The following is a 25,771-nucleotide window of genomic DNA, read 5'->3' as shown; positions in this document are numbered from 1 at the left end:
CCTGACGTAACTGTATAAAACGCGATGCCGTTCTCCCCTTCAAGTTCGATCCTCTCGATGGTGTATGTCAGGCTAACTTTTAGTGTAGTGGTTCCGACTGCAATTCCATCCGCCGTCACCTGTTTAACCGCAACTTCTTTCTCTATTGTAAACATGGAAAATCCTTATTCTGTCAGAACGTACTGAACTGAGCCGTAAATAGTCAAACCTGTTCCGCCTGTTATTGAGAGAGCGGCAGGCGAGCTATTTGTCAGCAACAAAATATCTTTTGTGGTCGGGTTCGTTTGCGCGAGGATGATCCCCGAGCCGGCCCGACTGCAGATTATCGGGGACACCGTTAACCCCCCGTCGCTCAGTGCGGCTACTGTAAACGGAAGCCCTGATATCACTACCGCGCCACCTGTCGTCAGCGCCATTGACGTGGTTTCTATTCTGAATGTCGCATGCACTAACCGCCCTGAGCGGCGGTAGGTTCCCACCGTGGTATTCAGCGTCACGACGTCTGAACCACATTTGACAACCGGCGTCCAGACGCCCTTGTAATACTGGAACGTCTCCTGAGTGTTCTCAAAAAAACGTATCGGGCGCTGGACGCTGTACTGACGACGGAAATCATAGAGATATACCGTTTTCCCTTCGGCGCTGTTCCACTCTGCAATCTGCACGGCAGAGTAGTCTTCGGTGTCATCCCTGAACGGGTTGATGATGAGCGGGCCGTTGATTGTTGTTGGTTTCTGGCTGAACGGATGTGTAGCCACGCCAGCCGAAACGACAGTTCTGTCGACAGTGATACCACCCTCACAAACCATCGCGGGCGCTTTTGTCAGTGTCGCATTCCACGGGTCCTGATAGTCGGTATAGAACTGATTACCGGCAATGGTTGTCGTTGTGGTGTCAACGAGACATGTCTTTTCAACGTATGACGTGTGAATCACGTTGTAACTGCCTGCGTCGGTGTAGAACGGGACGCGGTGGGTTCCCAGTACTTTCACATCGTCAAGGCAGACCCCGTTCACCGCACGTCCATAGCGACTGAGGACGGTGAATGCCCGGCCCGCAATACCGGGAAACGAACGCGCTGAATAGCCGCTGGCGGTATTGTTTGTCAGCCTGCCGCCTGCGGAGGTTCGCGCCGAGTTGGCGGATTTATAGATATACGTATCGAACCACGTATCAATCGCCTCATCGGCAGGGCCAAACAGCCGGGGCTTGCCGTAAAAGTGATATTTCGTATACCGGATAGCATCAACCCAGCCCACTTTGAAAATCTCTGCCGCCGGATAGGGAGGGAGATACGGAATCGTGACCGCGGCATTTCGTTGCGTCCACGCCCCGCCATAGGCGTCTCCGGTAAAGCAATCACGGGCGACAACGAAGCCGTTGCAAACGGAGTCGGCCCCCATAAACCAGCCCGTCAGACAGCAATCACGGATGAGGAAATTATCTTCTGTGGACCGGTCAAGAACGCCATTCCCATAGCGACCGATAAAGAAGTTGCGCACACCGTGATTTACCAGCTGCGGGCGGATATAACCGTCTGATGAGTCACCGGAAATAAAATAACCAATGTGCTGGTTATTGTTAATCACAGGCGTATCCGAATCCCAGTCTCCGATTAACGCGCAGTTCTGCATACTGTCGCCGATAACAACGGAGTCGGGATAAAGTCGAATCGCCGCATAAATATGATTTTCAGGTTCCGCGGCAATATTGGCATCATTCCCTGCAGCCACCCATCCCGGGTAAGCGGTTCCGTCATCGCCTGGCAAAGTGACTTTATGAGGATACGTTGTGGCGTAATATTTCCCCGTCAGTTGCACGGGAAGTCCTCTTGCATGGCCTTCATCAACAGCCTTTTGATAGTAAGGCACAGCATCAGGAGAAACACCGTGCAGGTAGCCGAACATTTCCGGCGACACAAATCCTATACCACCAACGAGTTTAGCGCCGTCGCCTGAACCCAGATTTTGGCGAAGCGTGTCACCATCCATCAGAACAAAGTGAGTAACGTCGTTCGCAAAGCTGGCTGCATCGGTTCCGGTGGTCGTAAAGCCGACGTCTGTAGCAGCATTCAGGCGGTAATACTGGTTGTTATAACGGATGTACTGGTTACGGGCACTGAACTGAAAGGGACCATCTTCGTAGTCGCCGAGGAAAACGTAACCGGATGAAAGGAGGAACTGCTGAAACTGGTTAGCTCTGTCCTGCTGCGCAGCATTGAACTGATTATTCCTTCCTGTATTCGTCAGGCGTTTCACACCAAGGCGATCTGTATAGAATTCGCCGGTACCGGTTACCTCTTCATCAAGCTTCGCGCCTGCAAATACCGCATTGCGGATATCGGTACTTGGTACCGGAACCTGCGTCGGAGTTGGGAGTGGAACTTCTGCCATTGTGCATGTCGCCCTATATAAAAGGCGCACGAATCCCTCAGGGTGAATCTGACGGTGTGCGCGAAGGTTGGATATTACTGCTGTGCGTTACGGATAAATCGAGTCTGAATATTCAGAGAGGGTTAATGTCTGGGTGTCGTCGCCATTGGGTTTGGCTGTTTCAACGCGCCAGATAGTGGAATTAAGTTCTGTATCGGTGGCGATGAAGTACCGGCTTGCGTTCTGCACCGTCGTCCGGTCGTAAATGTTCAGGTCGAACGCATCCGCTGCGGCCTGAAACGCTTTAGGCCTTCCGGTTACGGGGTATGCTCGCCAGCGTCCGCGATAATTACCGAGACTGTCAGTCATCACCACCCACATATCGCCGAGAGAGAAGTCGATACGCTCAGAGGTACTGAACACATCCCCGCTACGGGCTGTGATATAGCCGTTCTGCTGCTTGTTGTCGTACATATCAGGGCATTGCACCACTGCGCCGCGGATAACCTGCGTCGATTCCAGAACTTTAACCGTCATACCGACGCGCGAGAGCAGAATGCGGCGCGCTTCCAGCCACGCCCGGTCCTCCGCCTGCGTTTTATTACGACAGCCATCAAGGCTGATCTGCAGCGCGTTGATGGTCGCGTCCTCGACCTCAACAATGCCGCTCTGGTCAATCTGCAGATAGATGTACGACTTTTTATTGGTGAGCGGGTCGACATAATCCAACGTGACGCCGTCATAGCCGCCCGGCAGTGACATAGTCCATGTGACCTTATACTCGTCCCAGAACATGTTTGAGCGCGCAAAAACAGCATCCGGATTCACCACTTTCTCATCACGCCAGAATGTCAGCACATCGCCGATATTGTTCCCGTCTACGCGGGCCACATTGCAGATGGTTTTGATTCGCTCGCCAAGGGAAAGCTTTTCATCCGAGAAGGTGTAATCGAAGTAACTCAGTTCCGGAACGGTTATCGAGTCAGCAATGGCGTACAGAGTCGCGACATCGATGCTCGAAATGTCCTGCTTACCGATGACTATCCACTCGTGCAGAGCTGCATCAGCAAACGAACGGCTCGGCCGCAGCGTATAGTCAATCTGACCGGTTGCGCGGTCATAACTGATGGTATGGCGCTGGGCGAGCATATTGTATTTCTGCTCGCGGTTGCTGTTGCTGTTATTCGGACCCTTTATGGTGACTTTGGCGATCGTGTCATCCGGGTAAACTACGCCGGTACGCGTGTTGACCGCATGAATCGCCATCAGCGTCACGACATTACCGTCGTTGCTGTTATCCAGGCGCTCAATCGTCACAGCGTACCGACCGGCGCCGGCAGCCGGGGTATATTTGTGTGATGTGCGGAAATACCGGGTTGTCACCTGAAAGTCGTTATCGAAGAAATAATCGTACTGCTCGGAAGTGCCCGGTATCTGGTTGTTGCTATCGTCAACCTTCCAGAAACGGATCCGATAGCGTGACGTTCCGGCCGTTGCACCGAGCTGGACCATTACGTGCACCCATACCTGAGAAGACACCAATGGTGAAACCGACGGGCCAATCACCAGCGGTGTCTGGTCGTTCAGAGTGAACAGCGTCAGGTTGATGGTTGCGTCCGCCGGCAGCGTGGTGATTTCCCCGGTCATATCGCCGAGATAGAACGTCGTGTACGAAAGGGTGTCCGTACCGATGAAGCTTTCCGAATAAACGATATTCCCGCTGCCGGTCACGTTACGGGTTACCGGGCTGCCGCCGGCGTTCCAGGTCGCATTAATCACGAACGTCACCGGGTGCGGAACGGCCAGCGCAGCGAAGTACGTGAAGTTGTCATCATTCGAGAGCACCGTTGCCTTGAGCTGGTTGCTCTCTATCACCAGCGCCGTTGGCGCTGAAGTCGTCGCAGTCTGCGCCGGGAAATCCTCGTTCTCGTTCAGGCCGGGGACTTCTTCGTTATCGACGTCGTCAAACTGATACCCGACATCGATAGTCCCGATCGTCACGCCCGGGTCAAACGTCTGGTAGCTGGCGCCGGCCAGGCTGCCGAGGTTTGATTCTGAGTAGCGCACAGAGGAAATCGTGTATTTCCCGTAGCCGACTTCAAACCACTCAGTGATGTATTTGTTGTTGTCGATAAACTCAAACAGCGCCTGCTGAATCAGATCAGGAAAGACTCGGCACTGGCCGTAAATATTCGGACGCCCCTTATAAAGCCGCGCCCGGTTGGTTTGCCCTGTTGCGTCGTTGTTCGGGGACTCGCCGGTTGAAATGGAGGGTGACGAGGCGCTCTGCTGCCCGGTGATTCCCGCCAGCACCTTCTTGGTGAACCGGATCGGGTTCAGGTGCTCAATAGGGTTAAGCAGCGTCTTTATCAGGCCACCGCCCTGTGGCTGGTCAAATATCGCAATGACATCGCCAGCGCGCAGCCGATAGCCCAGCTCGAAGTCATCCGCCAGCTTACGTCCGTTGAGCTTAACCACGACATTGTTATGCAGCTTAAGGCTATCGAGAAAGTTCACCAGAGGCGTCCCCGCCTCGGCTGTGCCGCGTTGCTTGGGAGCGCCCGGCAGGCGCTGCAGCTCATATCGAACCATGCACCAGATACTCCACTTTGTTATAGATTTTCTGAAGGATGACTGCGCTATCCATTCTCACGAAGCCGAACTCGCCGCGGGAGTGAAGGCATTTCCCCGGATTAATCATCACGCCGACGTGCGCCGGCTGATTGCCGTAATAGAACACCGCAAGGCAGCCGGAAACCGGCACCGGAACCCGGCGCCAGTGGTCGAACTCCTCTTCGTAGCAAGTGATGAAATCACATCCTGATTCATAGCCAGCGACGTGGTGGAGCTCCAGACCCAGTACATGCCGGTAATACAACACCACGAGGCCCCAGCAATCCAGCTCGTCGAAAGTGCAGGCGCGGTTAGCCCATGGCTTGCCATTAACAAGCCAGATAAAGTCGCTCTGTGTCATACCGTAATCAGCCCGGGATAGTCTTTCGTGGTGTAAATGATGGGGTTAGCCAGCGTGAGCGGATTGGTCTTGCCAGAGTTCACGGTGACGTTGCTGCCATCGGCGCCGATGTCCTTCACAAACAGTGACCAGGTCTTGAGTGCATCAGAATCACCGATCGCATTCCATTGCTGGTATTTGCAAATTATGGGGGTCATGCGCCCCGCTCCTTTCCAGCTCTTCAGCGTGCTCCTGACCTCTTCCGCGCCTTGTTCAAAGGTGATCGCCATTGAGATAATTGCCGAGCCATCCTGTTTCGGCTCAATAATGCTGAAGGCCGCCGGCTGGTAAACGTTCCCGCCGAACGTCGCTTCACGAAACAGCTTATTGACCACTCGGTAATAGCCGAACGCCGGGTGATAAAACTCGATGGTCTGTTTGATGTCACTCGCCGGCCTGCGCTCTTTCCATTCTCTCAATGTCGTCATTATTCGGCCCTCGGCATAACGGACGTCACCAGATAATCCAGCCAGTAGCCGTAGTTCTCTGGCGCCTCGACGATCCAGTCGTCGTAGTCCTCAGTGATGTCCTCAATACCGTTACAGATGACGTTGGCAGTCCAGGTGACGATATTGCCGTTTTTGCTGGTCTGCACTGGCATACTGATAAAGTGCAGCGTCTGCAATTGCACTCCCTGCGTATCGCCGAGGTCAATTCGCATCTGGAACCAGTTACGGCCACGGTCGCAGTACGTCGGCGATCGGAGCCACGATTTAAAGCGCTCGGCCTGCTGCAGCGTGAATTTCCACTGCAGCGACCAGGTCGATTTCAGGTCAGTGGTTAGCGGCGTGAAGATAACGGGGCCGACTGCCGGCGTCGTCGTCTGCCAGGCCGTATCCTGCGTCATGTTCTGGTCTGCGCGCTGAGGAAGCGGCAGCATATCCGGGTATGAAACTGTTGCCACGTTTCCTCCGGGCATAAAAAAAGCCGCGGCTGCGGCACTGATCGAATATCAGGATGTTGCTAAATGTGTACCACTGTTACTGTGTGTTTTTCACACAGAGAAAGGATGGGGTATATGTCAGAGAAATTCAGAGTCAAACTCTCCTGCCCTGATTGCGGCAGTGAGCAATTCATATTTAGCGCCGAACCGCACACCATAGACAATGTCGAGTCCTGTGCCTCCTGCGGAAGGGCTATCAGCAAAAACGATGTCTTTCGCCACGGCAAGGATTTCCTCGTAGATACGCTCAGGGACAGACTGAAGGGAACCAAATTTAAGCTCAAGTAAGGAGATTAGGCTATCAAGTTGCGATTGAGCCTCGCTGGTGTCGACCGATATGGATGCCAGCATTTTTTTATCTTCCATTTATCTACTCCAATAAAAAACCCACCGAAGCGGGTTGGTTTAGTAGTCACCGTTTGCCTGTCGGCGGAGGCCGAAGGCGCCTTGCATCTCGGACGATATCGGCCCCCCGCTCTGAATGTCGGTGATTATGATATCAGTCACCATTTGGCCTCCGTTCTGGCTGCTTCTGGTATCGACATTGACGCCGCTGGCGTAGTTGTAGACGTTATTGGTCACCTGCAGCGCCCCGCCGCCGCCAGAACCGCGCAAATCCTTGTTGCTGATGACGGAACCATTGTCCCCGGGGATCATGTACTGGCTGCCATTGCTGGCCTTGTAGATTTCAGGCATTCCGCCCTCACCTACCTGGTACATTGAGCCGGCAGATACCGGTCCGCCATTTTTGCGCTTACCGGCAAGCGAAGAGCCAACAGCAAGAGCGGCTATCAAAGCACCGAGACCTATCGCTACAGCACCACCGAAGGAGCCGATCGACGCAACAAGTGCTGCTGGCGTCCACGCCGCTGTCGTCGCCGCTGCTGACGATGTACTGGCTGCGGTCGTAGTTGCCAAAGAGCTGACCTGCGCCGCGGTCGTTGTGGCGATCGCAGCGTTCTGAGCGGTTGCGCCCATGATTGCCGATTTAGCTTGCTGCATCCCCATCTGTACGAATGTGTTGATGACGTCATTCAGAATGGTATTGCCGATTGAGCGGAGCGCGTCGTTAGCCGACATGCTTCCGGTTATCACGCCCGTTAATGCATTGGATGCCTGACTACCAAATGCATCGACCGCAGCACCCAGAGCCTCATAACCAACGCTCTGCTGAGTGAACAGCGCCCACTGAGCATCAGTTCTGGCCTTTTCATATTGCATATCAGCTGCATTTTTCAGCAACAAGGCCTGATTATGAGCAATAACACCTTGCTGCTCAAATTGCTGGATTAATGCAAGTTGCTGGGCATGCTGGTTAGCCAAATTCTGGACTGGATCAACATCTCCGGCGGCCTGCTGCTGTGGCGTCACAGCCTGTTGTGAGCGGATTTTTGCGAGGTTGGCCTGGTGCTGAGCCTCCAGTTGCTCACTGGTTTGGTCATACTGCTGCTGGGTGATTTTTTTTGCGTCCAGCGCAGTCTGTAAGTCCTTTACATCCTGCGTGTAAGATGCATTTTCTCTGGCTTCAGGTAGCAGTTTTTCAGCCGCAGCCTGAGCCCTGATGGCGTTCGCTGTATCCCACTTTGTTGCTGCGTACTGACCGGCCAAAGCTACTTGTTCTTGTGTGGCGCCCTTGCCGAGCGAAAGCTGGGCTGTCAAAATTGCCTGCTCTCGGCTCAATTCCTGAGTAGAATCTGCCGCCAGTTCGGACTGTTGTTTCAGGTTTGCTAATTTTTGCGCGATAGATTCAGACTGCGTTTCTGACTGCTTCCCGACCTTATTGCTTTCCTTTCTGGCCTCAGTTACGCGATAGGTTTCGGCATACTCATCCTGCAGCGCTTTAATCCGCTTCTGGTCGGTGACTCCTGCATCAGCAGCATCATATTGGGCCTGAAGCCTGGCTCGCGCCTCGCCTTCAAGTTTGGCTAGCGCAAGCCGGCGCTCCGAGTTCTGGACCAGTTTTTTTGTGGCGGCGTCATCGCCCTTGGTTGGTGGTGCGCTGAATTGATTATTTCCAGCATCTTTTTGCGCCTTCGCTCTTATGTGGGCAATTTCGCCTTCAACCTGCTTAAGTTGAACAGCCGCTTGCGCCCGGCGAGCCTGGAAAACTGAATCCGACTCATACCAACGCTGACTGTCCTTAAGTTCACTATTTAAATCCTGCTGGAGCTTAATTAGTTTCGGCATTCTCGATGAATCGCCGACATTATTGTTGTAGTAATTAAGGTTGTCAGCGACGGTTTGCATTAACCCAGCAAGGGTAGATGTGAGGCCGATAGCTTGGTTTAAGTCATTAATGGCATTTTTGAAGGCAACATCAAGACTGTTCTTTGCGCGATCAATGCTGACCGGCATTTTATCAAACTCTTCGTTTACCGATTGCGACTGTTTCTGTATGGCATTCAGAGCATCTTGGGCGGTTAGTTTCCCTTCCAGCATTCGCTTGCGAAGTTCGCCTATAGATATTCCAAGACCAGCAGCAATCTGGCGAGCAAGCTCTGGCATTTGCTCAAGAATGGAGTTGAATTCCTCAGCGCGCACAATACCGCCGGAAATAGACTGCCCAAACTGCCTTAAAGCATTGGCCATTTCCTCTGTGGAGGAACCGCCGATAGTACCTATTTTCTGAAGCGTAGAGGTAAGGCCGAGAATTTGTGAATTCGTCGCACCTGTTTCTTTTAATGCTGTGGTTAACGACTCCCATAACCTTTCGGTCTCAGATAGGCTATTCCCTGTTTGAGATGCGATGGCAGATAAGGCTGATAAGGTTTCTTTGGCTACATCAATGCTGGGGCTTAGGCGAGCCACTCGAGCCTGAAGCGTGACCATCTCATCGCCTATAGCGATAAGTTTTTTTGCTGCATCAATGGTAAAAGCTGCTGCAATGGCAACGCCAACTTTATTTAAAGCACCTTCAAACCGCCCGGCAGATCGTGACGATTGCTCAAACTTGGCGTCCATTTGGTCAAGACGCTTATTAACCTGCTGCTGCGCCTGGATCAGGCCGGATACGTTAGCCTCAATGTCATAATAAATTTCACCTGCTTTTTCTGCCATCGCATACTCCGGGCATTAAAAAACCCGCCGGAGCGGGTTTGGTTATTTACAGGCCTGTTGGCCTATATAATACGCTATTGAATTATCAACTATTGGAGACATGCCTTCGTCAGGCTTGGATGATTTCATTTGTTCCAGCGTGTCCCCATCACCAAGATACTTCACCGTCCACGATGTGCAGTCATACAGGCGCTGTGAGTAGGATGTCCCTGACGGGCCCTCTCTCATGGTCGTGATGGTTGCCATGGAGCCGTTCAAGTTTTTATCAATGATGGTGTATTTGGCTTTCGAATCCGTTGGAATGCTGAATGTCGTAGCTGATACTGCGCTAAATGACATCAGTGCCAAGAGCGCAAATAAAGCCTTTTTCATATCCCTATCCCCACTGGTTGGTTTTGGACAGATTAGCAGGGATATATCAGGTTTCAATGCAACCAAAAGAAAAAAACCTCACCGAAGTGAGGTTGTCTCTGTACTTAATCGGCCCAGCCAGATTTAGTATTGATAGCCGACTCTGCCATTGTGTACTTGGCTACTACATCGTCTTTAAACAGGATGGTAAGTTCTTTCTTGGTGCCGTTAGTTCCGTTATGGAAGAGGCCATAGAAAGGTATGAACGTAGTCCCGTTAACTTTTACTTTGGCGAAGGCGTACTTCCAGATCTCATTGCCGCCGTCAGTATACGAAACTGAATCCGGGGAACCGAATGTCGTTTTAACCTCGGCCTTGGTGGTTTTCCCTTCCTGCAGCTTAGACTTTACGCTGATTTCGGTTTCCTTGCTGAGTTGCTGGTTTCCTGAGGAAGCGCAGCCTGCCAGAGTTAAAGCAATCGCAGTAGCGACTAAAATTTTCTTCATTTTTGTAATCATCCCTTTGGTATTGTTCGGACTAATCCTAACAGGGATGCGGCCGACAAAAAACCCGCCATATTGTGCTATAGGAATGAGGTGATTTGCTCTCTTTTCTGCTTTTGGCTTTTAGCACCGTGCCATTCATGGAGCACTGTTCCATCGGTTGATTTAACGACGGCGATGTCCAACTCATGAAGGAACATTATTCCCTCGCAATCCTTATTCCCTATCGTGCGCCATAAAACCACAGGATGGGCGTTGTCATCATCACCTTTGCAGGGTGCCCTTACTCCGAGGGAAACGTCGTATACTTCAATTATGGACTGAGTCATGCCGCCATGCATCGTCCGGCCTGAATTTAAAGTGATGTGAAGGTACATGATCATCTCCAGATGAAAGCCCACCGTGGCGGGCTATTCCAAATTTATGCGATACCTGGCAAATACAACTGCACTTCATCGGCAGCACGATCGCGCGCAGCATGGAGCAATTGCTTACGTCCGCCGACTCCCCATTTCGCCATCTGGCTAGCACACTGGCTAATCGCTTTGGTTTCAGTGTTGATGATATGGTCGATTTTGTTCAGCCGTGACATAGCATCAATGCCATGACGGATTAGCATCTGGAATGTCTCGTATACCTTTATCTCGAACAAGGGGTTAAGCCACGCAGCATAACGGATGGCAATTAATTCGAGCCCCCATGACCCCTGAAGCGGTCCACCTTTGATGGTTAACACCGATGCGATTTTCTTCGCATCGCTCAGGGCCTGCACAAACCGCCTTACTTGCTTTGTTTTAAGGAATTCACCGGGTCGCTGTGATTCGGTGGCTTTGCCTTCAGCCACAGCCGCAGCATGTAGATCGTTCAGGTTGTAGCGACCTGCGCCATCTACGCGAACAGAGACGCCGTTTACTGATACGGTTGGATATTTCATATCGGATTTCCTTTTAGTGATGAACCTTGTTCGCACAGGAGTACCGGCCCTCAGAAGGCTCCGATTGCCAACCGGTTCCTCAAGGGTCATCCTGAAAGGTTCTGAGTAAAACGCGCTGCGACGCGCGGGAGGTTTATTGCGGGTATAAAAAAGCCCCGGACTATGCCGAGGCTGGTTTATTTGGCTTTGCTGGCTTGTTCCTGCTGCATCATCGCCTGCCAGCGGCGATCGTCTTCGTCCATAACTGCATCGTATTCATCCCTGGTGAACCCTTTCTGATTCGGGTATTTGGCGTTGAGCAGTAATGCAAACTCCGTCATAGTGAGGTTCTCGGCCTCATCCCGGCTTATGCCGAAGTGGTTACGAGCCGCCATGATGTAGTCAGTGGCGCGAAACTCCGACGTGGTCTCATTGCTTTCATGGCGCTGCAGCTGCCGAATCTTCGCCTTGCCGACGATGCCGTGCGTCATCAGGTTTTGCGCGATGATAACCATATTCTCCGGAGGCATGCTGCCAGGTCGCCAGACAAAGCCACGCTTGCGTGATTTCCCCGGCTTCATCCAGCCAACCAGATCGCCGATATCGTCGTCACAGCAGGCTGTCAGTACCGTATGCGCGGCCATGATCGCTTTGCGTGACAGGAGCCCGCTTTGCATAAACCGTAGGACGCAATCAGGAAGGCGGCTGTACTCATCGCGGATATAGGCCTCAGCTGCGCGCTGCACGAATGGCGTCGCCTCGTCATTGCACAGGTCATAGAATGCCTGAACAATCTCCTCGGGCTCACCGATTCGCGCCATGTTGCGAAACGACGGCCGGAAAAAGAATTCCCGGTCACCGGTACCGATAACGCATTCGCCTAATTCTTTAATCGGGGTCATAGTCGCTCCATAAACAGTATCAAGGGCGCAGAACGCCCTTTGTACTATTCACGAAATGTCCTGGCGGTTAACTGATGGTGACCGCACAGGACGCAGACGTGATCTTGACTGGTGTCGCGGAAGAATCGGTGACTTCACAGGTATAAACCCCGGCATCACCAGAAACAGCGCTGGCCTTGTTGAAGGTCGCCGTTGTTTGCCCGCTGACAACCGTGCCGTCTTTCTTCCAGACGTAGGTGTAAGGCGCTGTACCACCCTCAACCACTACCGACATATTCAGAGCCGATCCGGCCGTCACGCTCTTGGTCGTCGGCAGGTTGGTGGTAAACGCCAGCGCCGGCGGAGCTACCTCAAATACCACGGTGTCTGCATCAGCTACTTTCCACTCTCCGGAGAAGGTGGAAATATCCGTGGTGCCGAAATCACCAGACCAGGAGGTGGTGTTAAAGTAGCCCATGATATAAGTGCCAGCGTCTTCACCAGTGAAGTCGAAGCGGACCCAGACTGTCGGCTGACGGCCGGCCTGCACTTCATCGAAAATATATTTCGAGATGGCAATAGCGCCGACTTCCGTCGTCTTGTCTTTCTTGCGGAACTCACCTTCTCCTGAGATGGTGAAGTCCATATTGTTGACCAGGTTCTCAACCAGCCCCTTCGTATCGTCAGCCTCAGAGGTGACGGTATTCATGGAGTAGTCAAAGCCCTTGGTGGTCATGGCGCCGAGTCGCTTCCATTCGGAAAGCGCAGGAACCGTATCAGCACAGCCAAAAGCCATGCGGAGCACGGCCACCTTACCAATCAGCTTGCCGGTGTCATTAGCGCAGCCTTGCATGTATGCCTCTCAATTAAAAAAGGCCGCCATATGGCAGCCTGATGGGTGATTCTGACGATTATTCGCCGTATGTGCAGGATACGAGCAGCCGGGTTACTAACCGGCCCTCTTCGGTGGGGATTGGCGCCGGGACATTACCGACAATCCGCAGCGCGCCTACGCAATCATCGTCGCCGGATTGCGCGCTGATATACTCGACAATGGCGTTTACCACGGAGTCCGCAGCATCTGGATTCGCTTTCGATGAAACAACGTCGACCATCACATACCAGTCGCCACCGAGGTCGTAGATGATATCTGTACCACCGGAAGGCCGGAACACGATGAACTGGTCGGCATCCTTTCCGGAGTCCTTCCATTGCCGCCATTGCACCCGAAAGCCCGCGGTGAGCCCTTCAGCCACAAACAGGTCTTTCAGGCGCATGTACATTGGAGGAGTCATTGGCCTTCTCCACATGGAACGACTTCGACGCGCCCCTTTAGAGTACGCTCGTATAGCTCACCTTTACGGCATTTATGGGCTCTGAATGGCCTTGGATGATATCGAACAATTCCGCGCTGGATATCAGCAAAAAACACCCCGCCGATTTGGTTGCCATTCACGAATACTTTTCGAGGACCAAGACCATCTCCAGCAAAATGGATGTTGCGATTCATAATGAGGGTGCCGCGATTCATAATGACAACTCCTTCTTAACAGCCGCATCAATCTGGCTGCGGGTATCCTCGAATCCCTTCGTTAAGAACTCCTTACGCGCAGTTGCGCGCCGGAAGTTCTGCTTAACTTCAGGGTCGTGAACGAAGACGGCATAGTTAGCCGTGTAGCCAACGCGCCCGGTCACGCGCACGCCGTTCGCGGTGATTTCCCGGAACTGGCTATTGATGAGCGTAGACGTGTCGATCGGGGTGTATAGCGCTGCCTGCGCGCTACCGATGAGCATCGCCGACTGCAATGCGCGCACAACCTTGCGCCCCTGGACGTCTTTGATGATGCGATCAAGGTTGGCCTTGGCCTGGCGGATGCCGCGAACTTTAGCGCCCATGCCTATACTCCCGTGATTATTGCGAAATCGTCAGCCAGTCTCTCGAACGTGTCAGCGAACCTGACAATCTGCCGTATCTCATCGGCCTCGTCCGGCGGCGCAGCAGCTGCAGACGCACCAATCAGGATATAGTCACCCTCCCGCGCCGTAGCATGCTCAGTCCATATCGTGTTTTTAACCACGATTTCCCGGCCAAGGTCACCGATTTTCGCAGAGAGACCGCCCTGGTAGTCGCAGAGAATGGCGATCGGCGTCTCCCACCCGTACGGCTGACCTCCGCCGTCGGTATCACTACCGTCGGCATCGCGTATGCGCCGCCAGATTGTCGCCGTCGCGGTGTATGACCAGTTGGCAACGCTAGACATCGCTAACCCCTCAAAGCTCTGGTAGCGGCACCGTCATGCCTGCCATGCTGTGTGTGCAGTCATTCAGATATTGAATCTGCCCGTCTGTCACAAATGAATGGCAAGTGAACGGCTTGTCTTTAGTGGCATCATCAAATTGTTCTGGGTCATCACTGGGCGTGAAGCCAGTAACTAAAACGCTGGGAGTAAGCGTCGGTTTGTCCATGCTTCCATTCCATCCCCATCGAGGGCCTTCTCCATTGCCAACCTGCACTACATGGCGGCTGCAGCACCCAGGACACATGAACGATAACCGGTTATCGCTCGCCTTCTTCACTCGCTCATTCATCTTTCCACCTCAACACGATTGCTCCTGTAGCCTGTATGCGAGGGCAGTTAATCATCCACTGCCCGGCGCCGTTAACGTAAGCCGTGGTCTGCTGGCCGGTGTCGGTCATTACCCACGCCCGAGTGAACGTTCGCGGCAGCCGCTGCTGAACTGAAATCCAGGCCATCAGCAACCACCGACGACCATAAACAGGCCCACGCTGTTACCGGCGCTTATAGGCAGCTCACTGGTGCAGCCGCTGGTATCAATCCGGGCCAGCGAGTCACGCAGCCAGGTAATCCCGTCTTCGCCGTAGTCAAATGAGCGCGATGCCCCTGATGGTGCCCCCTGCGATTTGATTCGCCGGGCACCGGAGGACGTCGCCATGAGCGCAGCGGCATACATCAGGATGAGCTTTGCCGTGCAGTCGTCATATCCCGCACCATCGAGGCACGGGATAATCTTGTTCACCACGCAGAGAATCGGATCGAGCAGCGCGGCGGGGATGGCGTAACCCAACTCACCGAGGAACGCCTGCATGTCTGCCGCTGTGATTGGGTCAGCCATGGTTATTTCGCCTTCTTCGATTTGCTGGCAGATTCATCCTGCTGCTCTGCCTGCTCTGCCTGCTCTGCCTGCTCTGCCTGCTCTGCCTGCTCTGCACCATCATCGCCCGGCGTAGCCACTTCCAGCACCTGATCTTCATCACTAATGATTTCAACCAGACCAGCGTCCGCCCAACGTTTAGCGACATCACCGCTTACCGAAACCTGCGCGCCAACCTCCAACTTCTGGAGATTGGCACCGGAAAGCAGGTTGTCTCGAACCACTTCTACCAGCGCCATAAATGCCCCTTAGCTGTGTGCGTAGATAACGGATTTGCGATTGTTGATGTCAGTCTTAACCATCAGGCCCATCGCACCCCAGGTGCGCCAGACGTAGTCGCTGTTGTAGAACTGGCGTGGGTCAGCAACGGTGCCGACCGCCTGGCCGACAATCGGAGCGATAACGCCGGCGGTAAGCGGAACAATCAGGATCTGATTACCTGTCAGTTGCGCATCTTCTTTGATGGCGACAATTCCTGAGAGCTTCAACAGCTCCAGCAGGATGGTGTCAGACTGATAGTTATCGCTGAAGTAGCGTTCCAGGTTAGTGATGATCTGACCGGAAACGTACCAGGTCTGCTGCGCATACTGCAGGTTGGTAAGCTTCATCACGTCGCGCAGAGCAATGGCTGCGTTGCGGATTTGCTCCGCCGTTGCACTTGCGCTGGTGAAGTCGATATTCAGGCCGGATGCGCTGAGATCTACAATCTGTACCCGCTCATCGGCTTTCACCCCCTTCCAGGTCTTGCCATCAAAAGCGATATAGTCGCCAGCGGAATCGCGGAAACCGTTGAAGATGTAATCAACGTACTGGCGACGAACATCATCAACAGAGCCTCTCTGAGCGTCAGCCAGAGAAGCCAGAGCGGAACCTTTATTGAAAATCGGGTCACGCCACTGGAATTTGAAGCCAGAATCGTGGATCGGAACCATCGTACCGTCGAAGGTGTACGCGCGGGCATCCAGTGCCGCACCAATCTGTCCGGACATGGAGGTATGCGCCCAGCCGCGGCCACCGGTGCGAGCATACTCGTACACGGACTCTTCAAGACGGACAGAGCGGGACAACGGGATCAGGTCGTTAAGCAGAGTGAATTCAGTAGTTGGTTCGAATTCAGCCAGCACAGTCTGATCATAAGCGCGATACAGGCGGCGGATATCGTCGACAGCGTTCGTCGCGTCCAGCGCCGGAGTGTTTGCCGCATCACCACGCCAGCGGGTGCGGGATACGAAATCAGCAACGGCCTGAGCACTCATATTGCGCGCCAGTTGCAGCTCATTGAACTGCGCCTGGTTCGCTTCGAGGTTGCCCGTCTCAGTCGCGCGTCGGGTGGAAAATACAAACATTCAGTCTCTCCTTACTTGAACACGACGCGAACCAGATCGCCTGCTGTGGCGGTCAGGGACTTGTCTTCTTCGACATAGGCAAAGATGGTTTCACCCTCTGCCAGTGCTTTAATTTGGCCATTGGCCACAGAAACCGGCAGGCCCTTGGTGTAGGTACCAGCGGCAGCGCGAACGTTGAGGAAAACGCCAGGCGTTGGCTGGATGTTTACCACCCAGTCACCGATCGCATAGGCATCGTCAACCGTTTTGCAGCGCAAATAGTCGTAGTTAGCAACGTAAAGAATCGCGTCTTCAGCGCCATCAACAGACGGTGTAGGCTTGGCTGCACTGAAAAAGATAACGGTACCCGGCAGAAACGCTGCGGCCGCAGAACCTTCACGATTAAGTTGCGGGTTGGGGAAAATCCCGCCCGCGTGAATTACGTGTTTCCCGTCTTTAGCCATTTTTTACTCCGGCATGTCGCTGAAAGAATCGTTGTTGTTGACCGGACGGAATGCACCATTCAGGCCGGTAGAGGTCTGGCACTGAGCAAACAGGCCATCAAGGGCGGCGCCGTCAAGCGCATTCACCGCCAGGTCATCCAGCCCGAATTTCGCTTTTACGGCAGCGCGTTTTTCGCCTTTCTCTTTGTCAGTGTTCACGGCAAGGCCTGACTTAACGGCTGCCAAATCATCAGCAAATGGCTTAAACCATGCCGGCGCTTCTTCGCTGTTGCTGGCCTGCTCTTTTTTCTTAGGCTTGCCGGTGGCGGGATCGATTTCGTCGCCGCCATCTTTCTTGGCTGCCGCCTTCTCTGCCGCTAGCTGGTTGTAAGCGTCCATCAGTTCGGCATCGGACTTGCCTTCAGTCGGCTTACCCGCGGCTTGCAGCGCATTGATAATCAGTTCTTTCATCGGATCGTTCTCTCCGTTGGTTTTAATCTCGTACTCAATGGGTTTGCGCACGACTTCTACAGGTTCGCCGACGAACACGGCTTTGCCGTCGTCATCGATGAGGTACTTCTGTTTGAAATACTTGGCTTCATCGCGGTAGATGAAGTTGTCTGGCCATACCGATTCGGGCCAGAGCCACTTATCATCAGTACGGCCTTCGTGAAGCTTGTCGCTGATGGCGCGCTGGATATCGTCGAAAGAGAAATTCGAGGCGTTGGTAAAGAAGAACTTCGTTTTGTTGAGCAGACCCTCGCGGGTACAGTCCGCGGCGTCAGAGAGCAGAGCAACCTCAATCTCTACCTCTTCGCCTTCGGAGTTCACGAAAATGCCTACGCCATCAGATGGCGTTCCAGCGCCAGGCTCATCGAGCAGCACCGCGACATGGTCAAACATCATGTTGGTGGCGATCTCGTTGTACTTTTTACCTTTCGACTCACCGTTTGCGGCGATACCGGAATACAGGAGTCCGGTAGAGATATGTACGGGTTCTGAGTTGGTACCGGCGATCATCTCATCAAGGCGGTTAATCAGACGCTTGCCCTTCTCGCTTGACTCGGCGTACTGGCGGTTAACGTACATATCACCCGTCACCTTCCCACCTTCGTGGCTGACGTTCTGCAGCCATGCGCCGACGTGATATTCATTCACCGCCCGGACATCGCGAGCAGACACATGCTTGCCGTCAACCTTCGGGTGGCCCAGCGGCATCGGGTTACGCTCAAGCGTGTTGTAGGCCTTTTCGATTTCTGCTGCCGGGTACAACTTCCGGTTCATCACAATATCGTCCACAACAGGCGTGATGCCTCGAACCACGATATGTGGCTTGCCGTCGATGGTTTCAGTAGTGATGTTTGAAGCGGAGTTGACGACGGTCAGCACATTAACGCGGTTGCGTTTCATGCTGGGTCCTCATTGGTGGATTTCAGGCAATAAAAAAGGCCGCCGTAGCGACCTATTTGATGAATTTATCTGAACCCCCATTCCTTGGGGCTAGATAGTGCTTGCTGATTCAGTCTTGCTCCGATAAGAGCGCCATCAGAAGTGAATTCAAGATGGAACAGTGGGCCTTTTAAGGGGCTAACCCTAGGGGTTGATAGTGATTTGACGATTTCCTCTTCACTAAATTCCCTCTTTCCTATCGCCTCTGCCATCCGCTTTATTTCGAGTAGCGTATGAATCTCAGTCACTTCCCCGTGGCTAGCAGCCCAAGACCTACTATAGCAAGACCAAAAAATACAGTTATCAAGATCATTTAGTGGCATTTTCATATTCCCGTGGACTTAAAAGACCCCAAAATTTGGTAAGAGTTATTTTTGCCATAAAGATCGCTCTTTCGCCAACTTCTCAGCCAACCCTTTGTTGAATATGCTGCCGTCGTCATTGAGCAGCACCGGAATCTGGCTACAGTAACAGTTGTACCGGTTGCCGTTCTCGGCGTAGAAGTCTCGCACCTGCTCGGTGGTATAAACCTTGCCGTGACGGCTGGCGTGCCAGATGCGCGTCGTTGGCTTGAGTGCTGACAGCCACAACAACCCAGCATTCAACCCCAGCCGGTCAGCAGCCCAGTCCGTCTCGTTCCATTGCGCCTGTCGCAGCGCGCCAACCTGCTCAGTCTGAGCGATGGTTTTGGCCTTCGACATCGACACATCGAGGCGCTTGCTGATGACACTGGCCGTTTCGCGGGGGTTAACTCCGCGCGCTACCGCATCGGTAATGATGTTGGTAAGATCGCCGCGGGCGGTATCGCTGATGACTTTCCAGTCACTGAACGTTGTCAGCCTGGCTGCTGCTATCTGGTTAAGGTGACCGGGACTGCTTAAAAGCTGCTGTAGCGTCGTCTGGCTGGCGTATACCGGCGACTGTACAGACAAATTCGTGAAGGCCTGCTGCGTTCCTCGCTCATACTCTGCGGCGACATAATCCAGTACCCAGAGGTTCTGGCTGCCACCGTCCAGCAGGGCATCGTCCAGAATCGTTTGCACAATCTGGAGAAGGTCGGCTAACTGCGCCGCCGTCATGTCATAAATGTAGGTGCCGGCGTTAACCTGGTAGAGCGACGGCTCAGCACCTTCGTTATTGCACATCAGCCATGAACGATCGCTGTTAACCTCCCGCTGTCGGCCAGTCAGACGCTGGTCAAACACCATTTTCAAACGACGCTTAATATCCAGATACCGGCCTTCGATATCCTGAAACATCCTGCTAACCGGCCTGGCTGATTGCGTGGGGTCGACTTTGCTGCGGGGGATTATCGGCGTGCCGACTTTACTCTTTTGCTCCTGGGTCATCGGAAAGAGGGTCATCGGTTGTCACCTTGTCGTCGGGGTTGGGCGGAATAACCTCTTTGCGCGGTTCAAGCTCACCGACTGCCCTTACCTCGTTCTCATTGACCGCCGGGGTGCCGTAGGCTTGCTGGGTTTTCTGTGCCACATCAGCCATAGTCGCCATGTTCGCGAGCTTTTCTTTTTCGCTCGGCGCCAGTAAGTCAGACCATGCCAGCGTGACCTCGCCCGATGCCGGAGGGTCAATAATGCCGATGGTCCAAAATCGCTCTATCACTCGCGTGATGACGTCGGACATAAAACCCCAGCGACGCTCATTACAGCGGTTGGCCCACACCGTTTTATCTTCCTCTGAAGCGAGGTTGCCGGTCTGCTTGCCAAACAGGATGTTAAACGGACACTGAATCGTCGACGCGAATGAGTTTGCAGAAACCGTCCACGTTGGTGTCGGATCAGCTGCCGCAACAGAAAGTACGCTCGCCTTGCCTGCCTGCATGGCTATTGCAGCATCCGTACCGCGGTTAAGCTTATTCACCTTGTCATTCATCGCATCACCAAGGCTGTTATATCCAGCATCCTTGGCTTGCTTGATGAGCGTGTCAATTTGGGTGGCGGCGTCGAACTCCATCGCCAGTTGACGACTGGCGTTCTTCAGAAACCCCTCAGCACTACCACCTTTCGTCTTCTCAATATCGAGGAGGTCATTGTAGCCGGCTTCAAGAAGCGGGATTCCCGACAGGATATTCTCATCCTCTGAGCCTTCACAGAGCAGAATGATACGGTCAGGATGCACCTGAACCGAACGAGGGCTGCTATACGTGCCCTCTTCGCCTATCGGTTGTTCATTGAACTGATAGCTGACGGGCTGCCCGTAGGTTTCCGACCAGGTATCAATATCAAGGTTGCCAGGTTTGACTTGCGGCTCCCATGCCGGGATCAGTTTAACCAGTGCAGCACTACCTAGCCTCTGGACCAGTGCCACATCAACAGGCTCACTCCAGTCTCGATTATCTTTCACCTGAATCAGAAGTGCTGAGTAACGCCCAACCATATTGCGGCGGTCAGCGTCTTTAATTTTCGCCCAGTGCTTTTTCATCAGTTTGGTAACTGCCTTTTCCCATGGGGTAGTTTTGGTCGACTCCCTGTCTTCATCACCATCGATGATGGTCGGCCTGTCCATCCAGCAGGAATCCAGCAATTTATGGACAGCTGCAAAACCGGTAGAGCCGCGGCGATACTGGCGATAGAAGTTGTCGAACGTCAGAGTGTCAGGGTAGCCGAACTCGTCCCATAATTTGGTCCGCTTGACGTTGCCATTACGCCCTCCGTAGAGCATGCGCTGGCGCCCAATTGCATCAGCAAGGGCATTAACGAGGAACTGCTCCCCGGTGCTTAATTCACTCACTGATGAGCTCCTTAGAAGAAGACTGCGCCAACCTTTTTCGGTGAGTGCAGTACGCGGTAACGAGTACCATCCCAGTCATGATCTTCCTGCTGGGTGTCTACGTCGTCAGGGTTTTTATCGTCGCGGACAAGCACAGGGATACGGCTAATCCAGCCTCGGCAGTAGTCGAAAACGTAGAATGCTGGCTTCTCAGGCACGCCTGATTCCAGCTTTTTACCTTCGATAACAGCTTCCAGCATGTCAGCGAATAACGATGCGCCATTGATGCGGGAGCCTGGCTTTTTATCAGCTGGCAACCAGGTAACTCCCTGCGCTTCCATCTTCTGCGCGATCGATAACTCGTTATCCCCAGTGTTGAATATCGCGCCGTCAGCCGGTCCAGGAATAACCTCACTGCAGATGCCAGGCATAATGTGCAACTGACCTTGCGTAACCCCGTCGAGTTGAATCTCTTCCGGCTCGTCTGCATCTTCGCCCACCAGGCGCTTATCAATCCACGCCACGCCTTTCGCGACGTTGGTGGATGACATGTTCAGGCCTTTGTTCAGCTCATCAGGCGGGCAGCCGTACCATTCTCCGATCAGGATTATCGAACCTGCCGGCGGGCAGAACTGCCGGCCATCAGGTAACTCAGCTGCAGTACCATCAGCTTGCGCCCACCACAGGTTGGAGAACGGTTTCGACTCCCCCCAATCGTGAGAGCGGTCCACTGCCCAGCTATCCGGTATGCGGAACGGCTTAATAACATGGAGCGCCTCATTCCACAGATGGTCGAAGCGGCCGCCGCTGGTGACATCCCATGAGCCTTCTACCCACGCTTTACGCCGGTTTGAGTCTTTGATGGCCATCAGCGTCGCGATGTACTGCGGATCAAGATACGGGTTCTCTTTGAACGAGCCGTGGATTGCAACGCGGGTAAGCGTCACATCCTCTTCTTTCTCTGTCTGAGGGTTAAAGACCCTCTGGGTTTCGCGAATGATGGTGCCGCGAGGCGCTGGCTCGATGAAGCGTTTCTTCACCCAGGTATGACCGATGCCGAATGGGTTGGTAGTGCTGAATGTCTCTAGGGGGATCGGCTTCAACAGGCTGCCGTCCGCCAGCGGGTAGTTCTCAGGCCTAAACGACGAGCGCCGGCAGGAGAACATCATTTCGTAGAATTCAGCGGACTGCTGCTTTGTCAGCTCGTTGAAACCGATGAACGGGAATTCCTGCCCGTGAAAATCCCAGTAGTCGTCTGCCTCTTTGCCGAAGCGGAAGAGAAGCTCCTCGCCTGTGGGCCATACCCATCGCAATTCGCTCGCAGATGACAGATATCGAGCGCCATCGTTGAACAGACGAAACATACGCTTCGACTGCGTGATAATGTCGGCAAGGTTCTTATATTCGGTATCGAAGATGACGCCACGCCAGAACGAGCCATAGCCCACGCCGACATTGCGCCGGAACCGGGCCAACTGCGCAGCAGTTTTACCGGGTCCGCGAGTACCTTCGAAAAGTATTTCGTTACACGGGCAACTCAGAGCCAGAGACTGAGATCCAGGCAGTGGCTTCCATACGGCTTTGTAATTCATCCACCGAGAACCTCACCCTGTTGTTTCTGCGCCGCCGCCTCCCAGTCATCCACGTTATCGCTGGTTGGTACCAGCATGACGTTATGCGTGACCTCTTTCGTTTCAGCCTTATTCTCAATGCTGTATGCCTCGCGCTCGAGGCCGATAAGCGTTTTCAGGCTGTCGCTCAGGTCTTTCATGGATTTAACGCGGGAAGGAAGACTGATTATTTTGTGGTAGAGATCGTTGAGCTTATCCATGCCTTTATCATCAGGCGATCGCATCATCTCACCCAGGTCTTCAAGCGCGGCCACGTTGCCACACTCTCCGGCCAATTCATCGAATAGCGTGTTGGTCAGTTCGCGAGCCCGCCGGATGTCACCCCGGTGCTCCATGCGTACCGTTGCAATAACCTCGGCTGTCGCCTCTATCAGTACGCGTTCGGTCAAAGTGCTTTCGTTGCGTACCGTCCTGCGTACCTCCCGCTTGCGTACCAAGTCGTCAGCCTTTTGCTGAATCTTCGCATTCAGGTCGCGCGACCAGTCGTCACGCTTTGCTCGCTTACGGATAGCGCCTTCGCTGATACCGTGCTGCGATGCAATTTCACGGAGAGACATCACCCCGGCCCGGTACGCCGTCTCGATGGCCTCCCAGTCGGGTTTGCTCATACTCCATTCCTTATTTTATCTGTTCAGCACCGCCCCTTATAGCCGCGCCATTGCTGCTTTCTTTTCGCCTGGCGGCGTGAGTGGGCTGCCTCCTATAAGAGACAAAAGCTATTCAGAAGTTAATGCGACTCACTATAGAGAGGCCTCATCCAACGTGTTGGACATTTAATAGTGGCGAGTATTGGAGGCAAAGTAACCAACCAATGCCTTTAATGTTACCGGAGTAGGAACAGATACCCGGGGGACTTAAGTTACACACTAGAGATAACAACACTAACCCACGACAAAGGAGGAAAAATGATGGAATACCTAAAGGCTTTATCGCCTTACGCAGCATCCATTAACTGCATCACCTTTCTGATTTGCCTTCTGATAGCAAAATATTTCGGCGTTCTTCAATACTTCTAATCCCCGCCTTATCCAGATTGCACTGCCCCAGCGCAGAGTAAATCTTCGCATTTACTCCAGACTAGCCTACCTCGCAAACGAAAAGTCAATTCCTAGTATCAATGAGTTGTAGTTTAGTCGGGCATTATTAAGCCACCCGAAAGTGGCCCTTGTATCAGTTGTTAGGGAGCAATAATTTTAAGATCAAACACCTATACCCAACATGGGTTTAAAATCCTTCAACCTTTCAGCTTTTATAACTAACCCTAAATTCAGGCCAATTTCTGTGCGAACAACAACATCATCTGACGTGGGCACATTTACAATTTCAATCTTTCCTTGAACGTCTAAGACTGGGCCGCCATATAAGATCCCTAAGAAAATGAATCTTTCACCCATTGCTGTACCGGTATCACTATAAGCAAAGGATCCTTGGTTCATTATATAAACCGGTGATCCACTCGAACCACCATAACATGCCATATCGATCATAAATTCAGTTCGCCCCTGCCAGTCCTCCAGCGGGGATGATGCAGTAGACCCTTTTCGTGTAATGGGTCTATTATTTACAGTATCCCATAACCCATTCGGGTATCCTGTCATGTATACATCTTCAATGGGTGTGATGAACTGATCCCCCAACATTTGACTCTCTTCAAGCATAGCGATTTGTGGATGAATGCCATCATTTTTCATCTCGTAAAACCATTCGCTTACTGGAAGTATACAGAGATCAACATTCGGGTCAGGATGCATCATAAATGCAGCTTCACCTTCCGGAATATCAAGAGTCTCTCTATTTATATGAGGTTGATTTTCACATTCAATATTAATTACTAATCTTACTCTCGTGGCCCCTCTAACCACATGCTTATTTGTGACGAGTAGTGGGACAATATCATCTCTGTTCCCAGTATTAGCATCAAAGAAAAACCAAAAACCGGTCCCCACAGAAGTCCCGCCCGGTACGCAGCACTCAATCCGAGTCGTCGATTTATGTACCATTTTACTGGCTAACATCAAATTCACCTCCTGATATGATTGAAAGCATATACAACCACTATGCAGGTTAGGTTACTTTGATAAAAATCACAGCTTCTTTTATGGTCAAAACTATCGCACATAAAAGCTGTCAAGCAACGCTGTTTTACTCAGCTAAAGAATGAAAGACTCTCGATAGTTTGCGTGTACGATACGTACCAAAAGCCCCGCGTAAGCGAGGCTCTATGTCGGTTTATCGGCTACTTCTTAACGCAGTCCGGCATTACCGCGCCAACAACGCCAGCCAGCGCTACGCCGCCTGCGATGACGGTTTCCTGAATGCCCGAAGGCAGCTGATAACCAAATACGCCAGCAACAACAAGAATGATGCCGCGCCAGGTTGACGGCTCTTTCAGCCGGTTAATGAGATAGTTCATAGCTCCACTCTTTCCTTTACCCAACCATATAGAAAATCTTCATTTGCCGCCCGAGCTTCAGCAAGCTCAAGATAGCGAGCGCCCTGGCTGCAATTCAGCCCCTTCAGAAGCGTGTTTTCACCATCTTTGCCACGAACGGCGAGATAACTTTTCAGGGCGGCGATGGTGATATTGCCGATCGCGCCGTCCGGCCAGAGGTCCGGATATAGCTTGCCCTGCATATTCAGTGCCGATAACCAGCGCTGCAGGAATGCACTGGCGACACGTGGCCCCATGTTCACGCCGGTATCGCACAACTCCTGCGCAATGGCTGGCGACAACTCGGCGATGCGGTCAAACTTCGGTTCAGTCCAGTATTGCGACAGGTAAATGGCTTTGGCGGTTTCCCGTGGTAACGCCTTCATATCACCTGCGTAACCATATGCGCGGGCGGTAGTCTGCGTGATGCCCCAGCGCGTTGGGCCGCCTTTATCATTCGGGTTATTTACGTAACCCCCTTCTTTGCCGAGAATCCCCTCGATAATCTGATCTGCTGTCATGGCGCCTTAACTCCGGTAATGCGCTCCCAGAAATAGG

Annotated in this window: 30 protein-coding genes; 1 reads left to right on the top strand and 29 read right to left on the bottom strand. The window is 53.0% G+C overall.

The window, feature by feature from the left end:
* Window positions 1-164: 164 nt before the first annotated feature.
* The 5 genes from F8562_RS20840 to F8562_RS20820 form a co-directional block, all read right to left on the bottom strand.
* A complete protein-coding gene (locus tag F8562_RS20840; protein ID WP_224376261.1) occupies window positions 165-2,393 on the bottom strand; it encodes a hypothetical protein in 2,229 nt (742 codons plus the stop codon).
* Between the two features lie 87 nt (window positions 2,394-2,480).
* Window positions 2,481-4,964: a host specificity factor TipJ family phage tail protein gene (locus F8562_RS20835; RefSeq protein ID WP_094909238.1), complete on the bottom strand. Its 2,484-nt coding sequence runs from the start codon at window positions 4,962-4,964 to the stop codon at window positions 2,481-2,483.
* Window positions 4,951-5,346: an NlpC/P60 family protein gene (locus tag F8562_RS20830; protein ID WP_094909237.1), complete on the bottom strand. Its 396-nt coding sequence runs from the start codon at window positions 5,344-5,346 to the stop codon at window positions 4,951-4,953. Before F8562_RS20830 ends, F8562_RS20835 begins: the two co-directional genes overlap by 14 nt.
* Complete coding sequence (locus F8562_RS20825) at window positions 5,343-5,813, bottom strand: hypothetical protein (protein ID WP_094909236.1); 471 nt, start codon at window positions 5,811-5,813, stop codon at window positions 5,343-5,345. Before F8562_RS20825 ends, F8562_RS20830 begins: the two co-directional genes overlap by 4 nt.
* Window positions 5,813-6,289: a hypothetical protein gene (locus tag F8562_RS20820; protein ID WP_163467333.1), complete on the bottom strand. Its 477-nt coding sequence runs from the start codon at window positions 6,287-6,289 to the stop codon at window positions 5,813-5,815. Before F8562_RS20820 ends, F8562_RS20825 begins: the two co-directional genes overlap by 1 nt.
* A gap of 63 nt (window positions 6,290-6,352) precedes the next feature.
* On the opposite strand from F8562_RS20820, the gene F8562_RS29800 reads away from it, so the two are divergent.
* Window positions 6,353-6,616: an ECs_2282 family putative zinc-binding protein gene (locus F8562_RS29800; RefSeq protein ID WP_413465663.1), complete on the top strand. Its 264-nt coding sequence runs from the start codon at window positions 6,353-6,355 to the stop codon at window positions 6,614-6,616.
* A 117-nt stretch (window positions 6,617-6,733) separates the two neighbouring features.
* Here F8562_RS29800 and F8562_RS20810 read toward each other — a convergent pair whose 3' ends face one another.
* The 24 genes from F8562_RS20810 to F8562_RS20695 all read right to left on the bottom strand — a co-directional run bounded on the left by F8562_RS20810 (window position 6,734) and on the right by F8562_RS20695 (window position 25,734).
* Window positions 6,734-9,385 carry a tape measure protein gene (locus F8562_RS20810; RefSeq protein WP_094909234.1) on the bottom strand — a complete coding sequence of 884 codons (2,652 nt, stop codon included), beginning with the start codon at window positions 9,383-9,385 and terminating at the stop codon, window positions 6,734-6,736.
* A 42-nt stretch (window positions 9,386-9,427) separates the two neighbouring features.
* Window positions 9,428-9,757, bottom strand: coding sequence for a hypothetical protein (locus tag F8562_RS20805; protein ID WP_094909233.1), 330 nt, complete (start codon window positions 9,755-9,757; stop codon window positions 9,428-9,430).
* Between the two features lie 104 nt (window positions 9,758-9,861).
* Window positions 9,862-10,242 (bottom strand): lipoprotein, encoded by a 381-nt coding sequence (locus tag F8562_RS20800; RefSeq protein WP_032456984.1) that lies wholly within the window; start codon window positions 10,240-10,242, stop codon window positions 9,862-9,864.
* 77 nt (window positions 10,243-10,319) lie between these two features.
* A complete protein-coding gene (locus tag F8562_RS20795; protein ID WP_094909232.1) occupies window positions 10,320-10,616 on the bottom strand; it encodes a hypothetical protein in 297 nt (98 codons plus the stop codon).
* 44 nt (window positions 10,617-10,660) lie between these two features.
* Entirely contained in the window at window positions 10,661-11,173 is a 513-nt protein-coding gene (locus F8562_RS20790; protein ID WP_094909231.1) for a KilA-N domain-containing protein, read from the bottom strand.
* 176 nt (window positions 11,174-11,349) lie between these two features.
* On the bottom strand, window positions 11,350-12,054 hold the full coding sequence (locus F8562_RS20785; RefSeq protein ID WP_094909230.1) for a DUF6246 family protein: 705 nt from the start codon (window positions 12,052-12,054) through the stop codon (window positions 11,350-11,352).
* 67 nt (window positions 12,055-12,121) lie between these two features.
* Window positions 12,122-12,886 carry an immunoglobulin domain-containing protein gene (locus tag F8562_RS20780; RefSeq protein ID WP_085876761.1) on the bottom strand — a complete coding sequence of 255 codons (765 nt, stop codon included), beginning with the start codon at window positions 12,884-12,886 and terminating at the stop codon, window positions 12,122-12,124.
* 58 nt (window positions 12,887-12,944) lie between these two features.
* Window positions 12,945-13,328, bottom strand: coding sequence for a hypothetical protein (locus F8562_RS20775; protein ID WP_094909229.1), 384 nt, complete (start codon window positions 13,326-13,328; stop codon window positions 12,945-12,947).
* Entirely contained in the window at window positions 13,325-13,564 is a 240-nt protein-coding gene (locus tag F8562_RS20770) for a hypothetical protein (protein WP_224256545.1), read from the bottom strand. Before F8562_RS20770 ends, F8562_RS20775 begins: the two co-directional genes overlap by 4 nt.
* Complete coding sequence (locus tag F8562_RS20765; RefSeq protein WP_094909228.1) at window positions 13,561-13,929, bottom strand: hypothetical protein; 369 nt, start codon at window positions 13,927-13,929, stop codon at window positions 13,561-13,563. The genes F8562_RS20770 and F8562_RS20765 overlap by 4 nt, the downstream gene beginning before the upstream one ends.
* Window positions 13,930-13,931: 2 nt before the next feature.
* Window positions 13,932-14,294, bottom strand: a complete 363-nt coding sequence (locus F8562_RS20760; RefSeq protein WP_094909227.1) for a hypothetical protein — start codon at window positions 14,292-14,294, stop codon at window positions 13,932-13,934.
* Window positions 14,295-14,304: 10 nt separating this feature from the next.
* Window positions 14,305-14,577, bottom strand: coding sequence for a DUF6527 family protein (locus F8562_RS20755; RefSeq protein ID WP_245196306.1), 273 nt, complete (start codon window positions 14,575-14,577; stop codon window positions 14,305-14,307).
* Between the two features lie 210 nt (window positions 14,578-14,787).
* A complete protein-coding gene (locus tag F8562_RS20745; protein ID WP_094909224.1) occupies window positions 14,788-15,168 on the bottom strand; it encodes a hypothetical protein in 381 nt (126 codons plus the stop codon).
* A gap of 2 nt (window positions 15,169-15,170) precedes the next feature.
* Window positions 15,171-15,446 (bottom strand): hypothetical protein, encoded by a 276-nt coding sequence (locus F8562_RS20740; protein ID WP_094909223.1) that lies wholly within the window; start codon window positions 15,444-15,446, stop codon window positions 15,171-15,173.
* 9 nt (window positions 15,447-15,455) lie between these two features.
* The gene (locus F8562_RS20735; RefSeq protein WP_094909222.1) at window positions 15,456-16,553 is read right to left on the bottom strand and encodes a major capsid protein; all 1,098 of its coding nucleotides are present in this window, start codon (window positions 16,551-16,553) and stop codon (window positions 15,456-15,458) included.
* Window positions 16,554-16,564: 11 nt separating this feature from the next.
* Window positions 16,565-16,996 (bottom strand): hypothetical protein, encoded by a 432-nt coding sequence (locus F8562_RS20730; protein WP_094909221.1) that lies wholly within the window; start codon window positions 16,994-16,996, stop codon window positions 16,565-16,567.
* Window positions 16,997-16,999: 3 nt separating this feature from the next.
* Window positions 17,000-18,385 carry a DUF2213 domain-containing protein gene (locus tag F8562_RS20725; protein WP_094909220.1) on the bottom strand — a complete coding sequence of 462 codons (1,386 nt, stop codon included), beginning with the start codon at window positions 18,383-18,385 and terminating at the stop codon, window positions 17,000-17,002.
* A 407-nt stretch (window positions 18,386-18,792) separates the two neighbouring features.
* Window positions 18,793-19,788: a phage minor head protein gene (locus F8562_RS20720; protein WP_094909219.1), complete on the bottom strand. Its 996-nt coding sequence runs from the start codon at window positions 19,786-19,788 to the stop codon at window positions 18,793-18,795.
* A complete protein-coding gene (locus tag F8562_RS20715) occupies window positions 19,751-21,172 on the bottom strand; it encodes a DUF1073 domain-containing protein (protein WP_094909218.1) in 1,422 nt (473 codons plus the stop codon). Before F8562_RS20715 ends, F8562_RS20720 begins: the two co-directional genes overlap by 38 nt.
* An 11-nt stretch (window positions 21,173-21,183) precedes the next feature.
* Window positions 21,184-22,743, bottom strand: a complete 1,560-nt coding sequence (locus F8562_RS20710; protein WP_094909217.1) for a terminase — start codon at window positions 22,741-22,743, stop codon at window positions 21,184-21,186.
* Window positions 22,740-23,390 (bottom strand): hypothetical protein, encoded by a 651-nt coding sequence (locus tag F8562_RS20705; RefSeq protein WP_004191551.1) that lies wholly within the window; start codon window positions 23,388-23,390, stop codon window positions 22,740-22,742. The genes F8562_RS20710 and F8562_RS20705 overlap by 4 nt, the downstream gene beginning before the upstream one ends.
* Before the next feature lie 591 nt (window positions 23,391-23,981).
* Complete coding sequence (locus F8562_RS20700) at window positions 23,982-24,797, bottom strand: S1 family peptidase (protein ID WP_094909216.1); 816 nt, start codon at window positions 24,795-24,797, stop codon at window positions 23,982-23,984.
* Between the two features lie 221 nt (window positions 24,798-25,018).
* The gene (locus F8562_RS29360) at window positions 25,019-25,195 is read right to left on the bottom strand and encodes a hypothetical protein (protein ID WP_179294841.1); all 177 of its coding nucleotides are present in this window, start codon (window positions 25,193-25,195) and stop codon (window positions 25,019-25,021) included.
* Window positions 25,192-25,734, bottom strand: coding sequence for a glycoside hydrolase family 108 protein (locus tag F8562_RS20695; RefSeq protein ID WP_094909215.1), 543 nt, complete (start codon window positions 25,732-25,734; stop codon window positions 25,192-25,194). The genes F8562_RS29360 and F8562_RS20695 overlap by 4 nt, the downstream gene beginning before the upstream one ends.
* Between the last annotated feature and the right edge of the window lie 37 nt (window positions 25,735-25,771).

The sequence above is a fragment of the Klebsiella sp. RCJ4 genome, assembly GCF_009025755.1.
In the GTDB taxonomy this organism is placed as follows: domain Bacteria; phylum Pseudomonadota; class Gammaproteobacteria; order Enterobacterales; family Enterobacteriaceae; genus Klebsiella; species Klebsiella michiganensis.
The sequence above is the reverse complement of the archived record's forward strand: the minus strand, read 5'-3'. Positions and strand labels throughout refer to the sequence as shown.